At 43.2% G+C, this 12,487-nt stretch carries 13 protein-coding genes; 10 read left to right on the forward strand and 3 right to left on the reverse strand.

Features of this window, described 5'->3' with window-relative positions; genetic code table 11:
* Position 1: 1 nt before the first annotated feature.
* The 5 genes from H6G17_RS04640 to arsS all read left to right on the forward strand — a co-directional run bounded on the left by H6G17_RS04640 (position 2) and on the right by arsS (position 4,293).
* Positions 2-916: a DNA-formamidopyrimidine glycosylase gene (locus H6G17_RS04640; RefSeq protein ID WP_192154590.1), complete on the forward strand. Its 915-nt coding sequence runs from the start codon at positions 2-4 to the stop codon at positions 914-916.
* 133 nt (positions 917-1,049) lie between these two features.
* The gene (locus H6G17_RS04645; protein ID WP_192154591.1) at positions 1,050-1,265 is read left to right on the forward strand and encodes an NAD(P)H-quinone oxidoreductase subunit O; all 216 of its coding nucleotides are present in this window, start codon (positions 1,050-1,052) and stop codon (positions 1,263-1,265) included.
* Positions 1,266-1,511: 246 nt separating this feature from the next.
* Positions 1,512-2,054 carry a hypothetical protein gene (locus H6G17_RS04650; RefSeq protein WP_192154593.1) on the forward strand — a complete coding sequence of 181 codons (543 nt, stop codon included), beginning with the start codon at positions 1,512-1,514 and terminating at the stop codon, positions 2,052-2,054.
* Positions 2,055-2,225: 171 nt separating this feature from the next.
* Complete coding sequence (arsM, locus tag H6G17_RS04655; protein WP_192154595.1) at positions 2,226-3,194, forward strand: arsenosugar biosynthesis arsenite methyltransferase ArsM; 969 nt, start codon at positions 2,226-2,228, stop codon at positions 3,192-3,194.
* Positions 3,195-3,291: 97 nt separating this feature from the next.
* Positions 3,292-4,293, forward strand: a complete 1,002-nt coding sequence (gene arsS / locus H6G17_RS04660) for an arsenosugar biosynthesis radical SAM (seleno)protein ArsS (protein ID WP_192154689.1) — start codon at positions 3,292-3,294, stop codon at positions 4,291-4,293.
* 84 nt (positions 4,294-4,377) lie between these two features.
* On the opposite strand, the gene ispF is transcribed toward arsS, so the two are convergent.
* Positions 4,378-4,857, reverse strand: coding sequence for a 2-C-methyl-D-erythritol 2,4-cyclodiphosphate synthase (ispF, locus tag H6G17_RS04665; protein WP_015154169.1), 480 nt, complete (start codon positions 4,855-4,857; stop codon positions 4,378-4,380).
* A 186-nt stretch (positions 4,858-5,043) separates the two neighbouring features.
* On the opposite strand from ispF, the gene H6G17_RS04670 reads away from it, so the two are divergent.
* From H6G17_RS04670 to H6G17_RS04680, 3 genes are all read left to right on the forward strand, one after another.
* Positions 5,044-5,892 carry a VWA domain-containing protein gene (locus H6G17_RS04670; RefSeq protein ID WP_192154597.1) on the forward strand — a complete coding sequence of 283 codons (849 nt, stop codon included), beginning with the start codon at positions 5,044-5,046 and terminating at the stop codon, positions 5,890-5,892.
* Between the two features lie 18 nt (positions 5,893-5,910).
* The gene (locus tag H6G17_RS04675; protein WP_192154600.1) at positions 5,911-6,684 is read left to right on the forward strand and encodes a hypothetical protein; all 774 of its coding nucleotides are present in this window, start codon (positions 5,911-5,913) and stop codon (positions 6,682-6,684) included.
* 74 nt (positions 6,685-6,758) lie between these two features.
* Positions 6,759-8,996, forward strand: coding sequence for a hypothetical protein (locus H6G17_RS04680; protein ID WP_192154602.1), 2,238 nt, complete (start codon positions 6,759-6,761; stop codon positions 8,994-8,996).
* Positions 8,997-9,226: 230 nt separating this feature from the next.
* Here H6G17_RS04680 and H6G17_RS04685 read toward each other — a convergent pair whose 3' ends face one another.
* Positions 9,227-9,874, reverse strand: coding sequence for a hypothetical protein (locus tag H6G17_RS04685; protein WP_192154604.1), 648 nt, complete (start codon positions 9,872-9,874; stop codon positions 9,227-9,229).
* Between the two features lie 57 nt (positions 9,875-9,931).
* Positions 9,932-10,411, reverse strand: coding sequence for a hypothetical protein (locus H6G17_RS04690; RefSeq protein WP_192154605.1), 480 nt, complete (start codon positions 10,409-10,411; stop codon positions 9,932-9,934).
* Positions 10,412-10,896: 485 nt separating this feature from the next.
* Here H6G17_RS04690 and H6G17_RS04695 point away from each other — a divergent pair, with 485 nt between their 5' ends.
* Together H6G17_RS04695 and H6G17_RS04700 are read left to right on the forward strand one after the other, a co-directional pair.
* Positions 10,897-11,544: a hypothetical protein gene (locus H6G17_RS04695; protein WP_106168296.1), complete on the forward strand. Its 648-nt coding sequence runs from the start codon at positions 10,897-10,899 to the stop codon at positions 11,542-11,544.
* Positions 11,545-11,909: 365 nt separating this feature from the next.
* A complete protein-coding gene (locus H6G17_RS04700) occupies positions 11,910-12,359 on the forward strand; it encodes a response regulator (RefSeq protein ID WP_192154606.1) in 450 nt (149 codons plus the stop codon).
* The last annotated feature ends 128 nt before the right edge of the window (positions 12,360-12,487 follow it).

Here is a 12,487-nt window from a genome sequence, read left to right on the forward strand (position 1 = left end):
CGTGCCTGAATTGCCAGAGGTAGAAACAGTTCGACGGGGTGCAAATCAAGTCACCCTGAATCGAGAAATTACGGGTGGGGATGTGTTGCTCGATCGCACCATCGCCTACCCGTTTTCTGTGGTAGATTTTCTCAACGGGATCTCGGGAAAAGCGATCGCCCAATGGCATCGACGCGGGAAGTATCTGCTGGCAGAGTTAGTGCCAGTTACCAGTTACCAGTTACCAGTTACCACCAACTCCCGACTCCCTAGTACGGGCGCACAGCAGTGCGCTCCTACCGACTCCCGAACGTGGTTGTGTGTCCATTTACGAATGACTGGACAGTTATTATGGCTTCCACAGGACGAGCCTTTACACAAACATACGCGAGTCCGATTATTTTTTGCCGAGAATTGGGAATTACGCTTCGTCGATCAACGCACCTTCGGACAGATGTGGTGGGTTCCTCCAGAACGAGTAGTTGAATCAGTCGTGACGGGATTGGCAACATTGGGTCCCGATCCGTTTTCTCCAGATTTTTCTGTGGAGTATTTTGCGGCAAAATTGCGCGATCGCCGTCGTCCGATCAAAAATGCCTTATTAGACCAATCAATCGTTGCAGGAATCGGTAACATCTACGCTGATGAAGCGCTGTTTCGCGCTGGCGTGCAACCCCAGACTTTATGTGCGGATTTGCGATCGCCACAAATATCGCGCCTGCGAACCGCCATTCTTGAAGTGTTAGAAGCGAGTATCAACGCTGGTGGCACGACTTTTAGTAATTTTCTCAACGTTCAAGGCGTTAACGGTAATTATGGCGGTGTAGCTTGGGTTTATAACCGAGCAGGCAAACTCTGCCGCATCTGCAATACTCCCATACAAAAGCTACGTTTAGCTGGGCGATCGGCTCACTTCTGTCCGCAATGCCAGAAATAGTGGTGCGTGGTCATTTGTCATTTGTCATTTCTGTTCCCTAGTCACCAGCCACTAGTCACTAGTTACTCTCCACTGACAACTGATAACTGTAAAATGCGAAAAGAAATAGTTTAGCAATTTGAAAGAGCAGCATATGGCGATTAAAAGAGGGGATATGGTTCGTGCCGTGCGCGAACAGCTAGAAAATAGCCTAGAAGCAAAAGCTAGCGATTCTCGCTTTCCCAGCTATATTTTTGAAACCAAAGGAGAGGTTTTAGATATTAAAGGTGACTATGCGTTAGTCGTATTTGGACACGTACCAACTCCGAATATTTGGTTGCGAGTCGATCAACTAGAGTCATTCAAGTAATTTCAAAGAGATCTCCCAACTGAGATAAAAATAGGGCTTTAAATTCCCCCCTTTTTCATGGAAGTTAGGGGGGAGCGAGATCTGAAGCTTCAAGTGCGCAAATTATAAAGGAGACAAAACTGTAGTTTCAGGGTTACACCAGGGGTTATACTCAGTTAGCTAATTCTCTGGCGGATTGTAAAAAGGCGATCGCTTTTTGACAATCTTAGGATTAGCTACGACTGTATTTAAGAAACTTTGAACTAAATGACAAATATTTCGGCTGATACCCGCATTCCTTTTCCATGCCACCTTGTCTATGCTACATACCGAGATAAGCTGAACGATCTCATTCCCTACATGCACAACGTGCGATCGGTTCAAATCAAATCTCGGCGTGAAGAAAATGGTAAAGTTTACACAATCAATGAATGGCATGGTGGCGGTGAAATTCCTACCGCAGCCAGAGCAATTCTCAGCGAAGATATGCTTTCGTGGACGGAATACAATACTTGGGATGAATCAAAGCTAACGTTGGAATGGCAAATAAAAACTCATGCTTTCACAGAAGCCGTACATTGTGGTGGGAAAAATCAATTCATTGCTGAGGGCGATACAACTTTAATTCAGAGTCGGGGAGCAATGAGTATCGATCCGCATCAGATTAAGGGAGTCCCTTGGTTTCTGACTGGAACTATAGCCCATGTGGTTGAGGATTTTTTAGGTAAAAAAATCGAACCTAATCTATTACAAATGAGCGAAGGCGTACGTCATTTTTTAGAACAAGTCACAAAAAATCGATCGCTTTGACACGGATTTTCTCTAACTTCTGTGCTTGGGCGATCGCCAGTTCATCTCTGCTGCGTCAAGATGTCAACCGCTACTTCTTTATGAGGATTCGCGAGAGTAAAAATCCGCTAGAGTAGAACACAGTGCCAAAGAATACGCCATATTCATCTCGGCATCTTACTCCAGCTGACAATGAGTTATTTAGAGACAACAGCAAAGTTTTACTCCGAAGTCGCAGAAACACCCCAAATCGGTCTATGCTGCGTGCAAAGCAGTCCCCTGCAACTACCCGGACTCAAAATTCCCCTGGTAATGCAGGAGATGAACTACGGTTGCGGTACAACCGTTCACCCTACTGAACTAGCCAACCAACCGATAGTACTATATGTAGGCGTTGGCGGTGGTTTAGAGGCATTACAATTCGCTTATTTTTCTCGTCGTCCTGGTGCAGTGATTGCTGTCGATCCAGTTGTAGCCATGTGCGAAGCAGCTACACGGAATTTACAAGCTGCTGTGACAGAAAATCCTTGGTTCGATCCTAGTTTTGTCGAAATTCGGGCAGGTGATGCTTTTAATCTCCCGATGCCAGATGCATCTGTGGATGTAGTAGCGCAGAACTGTCTGTTTAATATATTTGAGCCAGCAGATTTAACTCTTGCCTTAAAAGAAGCTTGGCGAGTGCTAAAACCAGGCGGACGCTTGCAAATGAGCGATCCAATTGCCACTCGTCCGATTCCAGTTCACCTACAGCAAGATGAAAGACTGCGGGCGATGTGTCTGTCAGGCGCACTTACATACGATGAGTATACTCAGACGATTGTAGATGCTGGTTTTGGACAAGTTGAAATTCGGGCGCGTCGTCCCTATCGGTTGTTAGATTGTCATACATATAACCTGCAAGAAAATTTGCTTTTAGAAAGCCTCGATTCTGTATCCTTCAAAGTACCAATCCCTGATGATGGAGCCTGTATTTTTACAGGAAAAACAGCTATTTATGCTGGTACAAAACCCTTTTTTGATGACTCAGCCGGACACGTACTTCAACAAGGAATTCCAGCCGCAGTCTGCGACAAAACAGCAGCCAAACTCGCTGCTTTGATGCCAACTGAAGTTATAGTGACTAATTCGACTTGGCACTATACTGGGGGCGGATGTTGTTAGTTGATAGTTAATAGTTAATGGTTGATGGTTGATGGTTGAGATGAATCGAAAATTGACCATTAACTATCGATCGCAAAAGAAAAGTGCTTGTCAAATCATGATTCAAACATCAATTACACCTTTCGCCCGTAAATTAAAATTTCCTTTAACTAAAAGTCAAATCAAAGTTTTACAAATAAATTTAGGTAAGCGCTGTAACCTAGCTTGCACTCATTGTCATGTTGAGGCAAGTCCAAAACGGACAGAGGAACTGTCACCCGAAATTTGCAGTCAATTAATTCAAGTTATCGAACGATTTCCTGAAATTCAAATTGTCGATCTAACTGGTGGTGCACCAGAAATGAATTACGGTTTCAAACCTATAGTTGAAGCCGCACGCCAACATGCTAAGCAAGTTATTGTTAGATCTAATTTAACGATTTACTTTGAACCTGGTTTTGAAGATTTGCCAGAATACTGCACTCGACATCAAACGAGAATCGTTGCTTCACTCCCCTGCTATATGGCTACCAATGTGGATAAAATGCGAGGACAAGGAGTTTTCGACGCTTCGATCGCAGCAATACAAACCCTAAATCGATTGGGTTATGGTAAAGAGCCTGAATTAATTCTCGACTTGGTATACAATCCTCAGCTACCAGTCAGCGATCGCTTCTCTCTGACTCCCGACCAACATAAGCTAGAAAAGGATTATAAAATCTTTTTAAAAGAACATTTCGGAATTACATTCAATAACTTATTTACAATTACTAACTTACCAGTAGGACGCACGCTAACGTATTTACAACGAAAGAAACTTTATGCTCCCTACTTAGAGTTTCTAGAATCTAATTTTAATCCGAATACAGTCGAACACTTAATGTGTCGGGATGAACTTTCTGTAGATTACTTAGGGAATATCTACGACTGTGATTTCAATCAAATGATGAATTTGCCTGCCAAAACTCGTGCTGGGGAAACTTTAACAGTAGCGAAAATTTTGGCAGCAGGAACTTTAGATGTAATCGATGAAATTCAAACCGCACCCTATTGTTACGGCTGCACGGCTGGGAGCGGTTCTAGTTGTGGTGGAGCGTTGACAGTGACCAGTGACCAGTGACTAGTGCAGCAGGAAGACAAGGGAGACAAGGGGGACAAGGGAGACAAGGAAGATAACTTACAAATGACAAATGACAAATGACGATTACTGCACTAGTAAAGCAACAGCATAGGCGCAGATCCCTTCTTCGCGTCCTTCGGGACCTAATTTTTCATTGGTAGTCGCTTTAATCCCAATTTGTTCTGGCTCCACTTGCAGAACGGTGGCAAGGCGATCGCGCATGGCTGTAATATGAGGTTTTAGTTTTGGGCGTTCTGCTACGACTACGGAATCGATATTACCAATTTGCCAACCCCGTTCTTGAATGAGTTGGTTGACTTTACTCAGTAGTACCAAACTATCTGCACCTTTCCATTGCGGATCGGACGGGGGGAAATACAAGCCAATATCTCCCAGGCTCAGCGCTCCCAGCATGGCATCCATAATCGCATGGGTGAGTACGTCAGCATCGCTATGTCCCAATAATCCCAATTCGTGCGGAATTTCCACTCCTCCCAAAATTAAACGGCGTTCTGTAGTTAGTTGGTGGATGTCGTAGCCGTTACCGATGCGAATTTTTTGCATAGAATGAGTTCCCTGTGAATATATGTAATTGAGTTGTTAATTATTGGCAATACAACTTTAAAACTTTGCGATCGCCAAAAAGAGATTTTAGATCGCCAACACTAATCTACCAGGCGCAATCAGTCATTTAGCCAAGTTGGGAGATTTTGTATAATCGCTCCCACAAATCTTTGGGATTTAACTGCTATGTCCTACACCCAAGAAATTAGTCGTGCTACGCCGGGATACCTAGTCATCCTGATCGATCAATCTTTCTCTATGTGCTATCCGTTTGGTTCCGCAGGCACTAAATCGAAAGAATGTGCCAAGGCGGTAAATCGGGTATTGCGCGAGACAGTCTTAGCCTGTACCGATGGCGAGGATATCAAGAATAGCTGCGACATCTCAGTATTGGGCTATGGCAAGCTAAAAGATGCAGCCGTCAATGCTTTTTCGGGAACATTAGCCGCGAAACCAGTTGTCACCATTCAAGAACTCACCGAAAATTGCTTGCGAGTCGAAACTATCAAAAGAAAAGTATCGGATGGAGCAGGCGGATTAGTGGAAATCGACGACCAATTTCCGATTTGGATCGAACCTGCGGCGGTGGGAGAAACTCCCATGACAGAAGCATTTGAAATGGCGCATCAGTTAGTCCAAGACTGGATTGAAACGCATCCCTCTAGCTTTCCCCCTGTTGTAATTAATATTACCGATGGTGAAGCCGACTCCCTACCCACAACCCGCAAAGCAGCTGAGGCACTCGCTGGACTAGAAACAGACGATGGCAAGACTTTGTTACTCAACGCTCATATCTCTGGCAATGCAGTACAAGAAGTCGTCCTTCCCGCTGCTCCCACTCAGTTACCCAAGGGAGATAGTTACGCTCAATTTTTATTTGAAACTTCTAGCGAATTGCCCCCAAATATGCTCGAACGAGCCGCGGCATCTGGGTTGAAACCAACTCCATACGCTAAAGGTTTTGTATATAATGCCAAACTCGAAACCCTGATTCAACTATTAGAAATAGGAACAAAAGCAGAATTTCGCGGGTAGATTATCTACCTAAATTCAATGTTTTATGAAATCCGCTATTTCTCTCTACCTAAAGTTGGCGAACTAGAGCAAAACATTCAAGATCGCTTTGAGAACAGCCCCGATGGTAGTTTAGTAGCTCTAGCAGACGGGGCTAGTACTTCGCTATACCCGCAAAAATGGGCGGAGATTCTCGTCAAATCTTTTTGTCATGTAGCAGAAAATCCGATTGAGAGTATCCGGCGATCGCATGAGGATTGGTTGCAGCCATCTCAAGAAATTTGGCGACAATATTACTTGACCAAACTTCAATCTCCTAATCGTAAATGGTGGCAAGGAGGCTCGGAAATCAAAAATCGCGGCTCAGCTACTTTTTTGGGGTTGCAACTACAAAACTTAGAGCTACAAAACTTAGAAGATTTTCCCAAAAGCCAATGGCAAGCTGTCGCCTTAGGAGATACTTGTTTATTTAAACTAGAGCAGGAGACTGGCAATCTCCTCACTTTTCCTATGACCGCTGCACGAGATTTTAGAGGCACAACACTCTGTTTTGAAAGTTTACCAGAATACACTTCATTTCCGCCTCAATTTGCCGCAGGATGGTACGAGTGCGGAGATATTTTTTTACTAGCAACAGATGCCTTATCTCAGTGGTTTTTAGCAGATTATGAAGCTCAAGGAGAAGATTGGAAAAATGTGTTTTATTTTCACAAACAGTATGATTTTGATTGTTTTATTAACAAACTCAGACAACAAAAACTGATTAAAAACGATGATACGACATTAGTAGTAATAAAAGTGAGTAGTCATTAGTCATTTGTGCGTGATTCGGAGATACTTTCTTTTCTACTCCCTGCTCCCTGCTCCCTGCTCCCTACTAACTGATTATGAAATATCCCAGTCGTTCGGAATACTGTAGCGCAATTCGCAATCCTCAATTTGCCTTTCGTAAAAAAGATCCTCAAACCAAAATTGAGCGTGACTTGGATGCAAGCTTGGTTATGGGAAAAGCAGTAGAAAAAATTAAGCCTGATGGGACTAAAGATATTTGGTCGGCTGCTGGAAGTTTCGCGATCGCTTTTAAATTTGAAACTTCGTCACCTCGCAAACTTTGGGCAGTGAGATGTTTCTACCGGAGTAACTTTGAGGTCAAAAATCACTATAAACAGGCTTTAACCCGATTAAAAAATAGTTCATGTCGAAATTATTTTGTAGATTCTACCTTTTTAGAAGCAGGAATTAGAGTACAAGGCGATTGCTACCCAATTTTGAAAATGGAATGGGTAGAAGGGGAAAATTTAAAAAAGTTTATTAAAGCAAATCTTGGGAAAAGAAATATTTTACTCTCTTTGGCAGAGCGATGGCGTGAATTATGTAAAAACTTATACGATGCTGGTATTGCTCACGGCGATCTGCAACATGGTAATGTTTTGGTAGTTAAATCTTTTCAACAGGTTTCGCTTAAACTCATTGATTATGACAGCCTCTACTTTTCAGAAGATCGCCACTCAGTTGATGATAATATCAAAGGATTGTCTGATTACCAACACCCTTTGCGAAAATCTTTAGAGACAAGATGTTTGGAAATTGATTTTTTTCCTCAATTGACAATCTATTTATCTATTTTGGCTCTGGCAGAAGATAAAAAACTTTGGGAAGTTTATCAACTAGATGCTAGAGAAGGCTTGCTATTTTCACGAATAGATTTTCAAAATCCTGATACAGTAGATATCTTTAAATCTTTAGCTCAACTCTCCGATCCAATTCCAGAGTTGGCAAGAAAGATGAAGAAAATTTGTCGATTAAGAGAGTTTAGAAATATCCCTAACTTAGAAACCGTTCTTTCTAACGAACAGTGGGTAGAATTGCATCATGCGAATTCTGTCGAGCGACATTCTAGTTCTCATCAACTGCTCAATTCGATTGTTTCTTGGTTGAAGGAAAGATCCCCCCAACTCCCCTTAAAAAGGGGGGCTATGAGAGAGTGTACTGAAGTGGCTCAGGTGAGCGTACTGGCAACAAACCTAGAACAGGAGGCTATGAGAGAATCTGCTGAAGTCGAGCGGGTGAGCGTAGTTGCAACAAACTTAAAAAGCGATTCCGTGCGAGAATGCCCCGAAGTGCAAGGAGAAGATAGCTTGGAGCCAATAGTGAAAATAACTGCGCTTTCAAGTGAAATTCAACCAATTCAGTCTTTAGTTGAATCTCCAAAAAAGATAAGAGGATGGGACCCGCGATCGCTTAAGTCAGACTATATAAAATACATCAATCCAGTTAGCTCAATTCAAACTACTAGTACAAAAATATCGTCAATTCCTACTCAGTTTGGAACTTTGGTGAAGCAAAAAACGGAGAAACTGCTGAACTGGGTAAATAGTACAAAAGATAATGTCTTGAAAGCCTGTCATTCAGTTTTGAGAAATTTAGCCTTGCAGTGGCAAAACTTGAAGTCAACAATTGTGCAGGCGATCGCACCTATATTCAATCGGTTGGAACAAATTGATCGAGTTCACATTCCAACAAAACCTGTCATTCATCAACCAAAAATCATCGATACACGCAGTGGAGGACAAGAGGAGAGCAAAATTTCTGACTTGAGTTATGTTACTACTGCATCAACTGAATTAGCAAATCCATCTGTTCCTAAAATCGATCGCGCTCAAACCTCCATCCAGCTACAACCGTCCCAGCCAAAAACCCAAACAACTGCCCAAGTCGCCGCTCAACTAGGGTGTTCTTTGAGTTGGTGTCACGCTCAACGATACCAGCATCCAGATCGATTCTTAGCTGACACTCACTACTATAAGGATGCAGCAGGAATCGTGCATTGGATGGACGCGGGAATCGAGCAATTACGTTGTCTGAAATCAAAAAAAAGTCTGAAGTCACAAAAAAAATTATCTGGTATTCCAGCAAACTCTTTACCAACAAAAGAAGTCAGCCGTCGTCTAGGAGTTTCACCAGAATGGCTGACCAAAACTAAAGCCAAACATGCCTCCGACTTTGCGATCGAAATTCACTATCACACCGATGCAAGAAAAAGGTACTATTGGACTCCGAGAGGTATTCAGTTATTACAAAAACTGCTCGACGAGCAAAAACCGCTTGTAGTAGATGGTTATTAGCTTAGAGAAAAATACGTCATGTGTAGCGGCTTTAGTAATACAAAAGGGAGAAAATTTGATGCGATCGCCATCTACTCGATTATCTAAAATTTGGCTTGTTATCTCATATTCGGTTAATTGACCATAAATTTTGTAAGGGCGGGTTTATTGAGATATTGGTACTATGTCTGAAAATCTCTGTGAAAACCCGCCCCTACGGTGATATGGTTATTTGAACGGACTTGATATTACTACCACAATCCTCGGCGATCTGCGGGGTCGCCGTAGGGGTCTTCGCTAGCGGGGCGAACGTTCCCGTACTGCCCGTAATCCGCCGGATCGCCGTAGGGGTCTTCACTAGCGGGGCGAACGTTCCCGTACTGCCCGTAATCTGCCGATCTACCACCACCCATCATCTTCTTGGCAGCAATCGCTGCAATCCCAGCCATCGCTGCTTTTGCTAACGGATTACTAAATAAGTTGCCGCCTCTTTGACCGCCCATCATAGCCCCCGTAGCACCACCCATTAATTGACCGAGTAGGTCTGGTTGTTGCTGATGGATGCTACCCGTTGCGCGGGCGAGATAGTTGGGGTCTTGGAGGCGATCGTCTATGCCATCTTGGTTAAGGTCGGGAAAATCGTAGTTTTGCCCCCGCGCCTGCTGCTGAAGATATTGACCAAACTGCATCCGCTCTTGTGGAGACATGCGGCTAAAGGCTTCTTGTGCGGACTCTTGGTAAATATCAGGAGGTACGTGTCTGGATACTTGTTGATATCGATTATAAACTTCGTCGTCTGAATAGCCTTCGTGCGGTAAACCCTGTTCGTATCGATTCACGAAGTCTCTGTAGTCTCGCTCTCCATCCTGACCGCCAAACATATTTTGTAAAAAGTTCATTTTTCCTTCCTACTGTTTTATTTCACTTGCTGTTCTATACCTTTGCTGCCGCGAGTGTCACAATGCTGGCGCTGGCTGCAAGTCGGTCAAGTCGCGACCTGTCGATCTGTTGTTGTATCCTTGGAAATCTCGGTACTGACGCGCTTCCGATTCTGGAACTCGAATTCCCTCTGGTGGCGGCGTGACCCAATGAGGACGACCTTGAGCATCGCGATAATAAATCCGCCCGTTTTTGGAGAGGTAGTATTGTCCTTGCGGTCCTTGCCCTTTCCTATTTTTATGCTGATTGTAGATGTAGTAGAGTGCAGCAGCCCCACCCAAAATCGCGATTTTTTGTCCCGTAGACAGCCCCTTTCTCGCTTGGGGTTGGTTTGAAGGATAAGTTTGTGTTCTACCAACATTATCTGCAATAGGAGGCGGAGGTGCAGACGTGTTCTGACTGCCGCCACAGGCATTAAGAATTGGCAGTGTCAGTAATACCGTTAACACCAGTGCCATTATCTGCGTCCACTTCCGGCGGGGGTGGATTTTTTCCATAGATTTTCTGTTTCTCCCGATCTAGCTAGACTGTGCCGAGGGATATAGCAGTTTTGTAAATTCGCGCTATTGAAAAAATTCTTGTTCGAGCGGTGTTTGCAATACTATTTACAAACAGATTGTCTCAACAACGCAACTGCAATATTTCGTTCATCATGATTCAATAATTCGGGTAAGCCATCCTGCCAGCGATAGAAGTAGTAACTGCTACCGTATCAATCGAAATACGTACTGAAGTGGGGAATCAAAACTACGTCGCGACTTATTTCATATAAGTCAATATTCTTTCCCAAATGCACTGTGCAATCTAGCACAAAGCCTTGCTAGCAAGAATTTTTTTATAGAAAAATTGAATAATTCTATGGGGATATTTCTACTGATAGATAGCAAAGCTATAGATTTCAATTTAAATTTAAAAATACATCCCTATTACATAAAAAGAAATAGGCATTAAGTTCTAAGGGATCGAGGAAGTAAATTAGGATATGGCATACGTCAATAGACCAACTAACGATGCTGTTTCTGAACGCACCGTTACCAACACTCCCGTTGTCGATTACCACGATCGCATTCGCTGGGGTCCAATTATTTCAGGTATCGTAATTGCAATAGCAACTCAGTTGATTTTAAGTGCTTTATTTGCAGCGATTGGTGCAACCAGCATTGCGGGTTCTGGCGCACCAAGAACAAACGCTGCTGATGTTGCTGGTAACGTGGGAATTTGGTCGGCTATTGGTTTGTTAATTTCTTTGTTAATTGGTGGTTGGGTGACAGCTCGTGGCTGTGGACCAATGAATCGCAGTACAGCTCTACTTAACGGTGCAATTCTTTGGGCGACTACTTTAGCTCTTAGCTCTTGGCTAGTAACATCTGGAGTCACGGGAGCTTTTGGTTTGGCAGCTTCTGCTGCTTCCAATGCGGCTGGAGTCATATCTAACCAAGTCCAAGGGGTTAATCCGCAAAACCTACCTAATATCAGTGCAGAACAAGCTCGTGATATTGCTAATGCTACTGCTAGAAGCTTGTGGTGGTTCGTATTTGGTTCGTTACTGGGTTTAATTGCCTCGCTGATTGGTGCTGTTGTTGGAGCGCGTAGCCCTCGGAAAACTTATGTAGAGTCTAGTGTGAGATAGGAAAAATAGTAGACATAAAAGTTCCTCTTGCAATTCGTATAGACCTTCCGTGGGAGCAATGAATTAAAAAAGTCAATTTGAGTGAAGGTTGATAAGTTCGCAGGTGCGGACTTATTTTTTTAAGTACAGTTACGAGCTGATTTGCCAAAATTGGGTTACTACCCCAAGGTGGCGATCGCCCTGCTGCATCGCTCTATTATTAAAATAATCTTAATTTATCCTCAGATCGCTTTGAAACAAGAGGTATATTAAGTTTTGTTGGTAAGTAATTATAACTATTGAATCATAGCGGAATTTAAATATCAAAGACTGTAGTTTAATAAAGCCTGTTTTTAACAAATTAAATTTATCTAGATTTTCATCTGATGAACTTATCTACTCGTTTTGAAAAGAACGGTACTAAAAGTATTCTTGTCTGCGATGACGTTTACGACCACGCCTTGTTACTCCAGGTTATCTTGGAGGCTGAAGGTTATAAAGTTATACTTGCAGACTCGGGAGCAGCAGCGATCGCCCAGATAAAACGAGCAAAGCCTGACCTAGTTTTACTCGATCTGATGATGCCAGGAATAGATGGGATGGAAGTCGCGCGCTGTATGCGTCAAAATTATCGCAACGATCGCATACCAGTTATTCTAGTTGCACCTAGTCGTCGCGATTCTATTTCGGTTGAATGTCAGAAGTCAGTGAGTGGAATAGTCCACAAGCCAATTGAGTGGGAGGAATTAATTCCACAAGTAGAAGCGAGCTTGGCAACACCGTTTTCTACAAGCAGTCAAAGAAATTCCCGCAGCTTCTCTGTTGTTGGTCAGTAAATCGGAAAAAATAAAACAGTACAATGCTTCGCAGCGGCGTAGAAGCATAGGAGCGTGGCTTAAACGCCTAGATATGCTATCAAAAGTGCTGCTCTTCGTTGTAAAACAAGACTTCCGCTAAAAGTGCT

The organism is Chroococcidiopsis sp. [FACHB-1243], from assembly GCF_014696895.1.
In the GTDB taxonomy this organism is placed as follows: domain Bacteria; phylum Cyanobacteriota; class Cyanobacteriia; order Cyanobacteriales; family Chroococcidiopsidaceae; genus Chroococcidiopsis.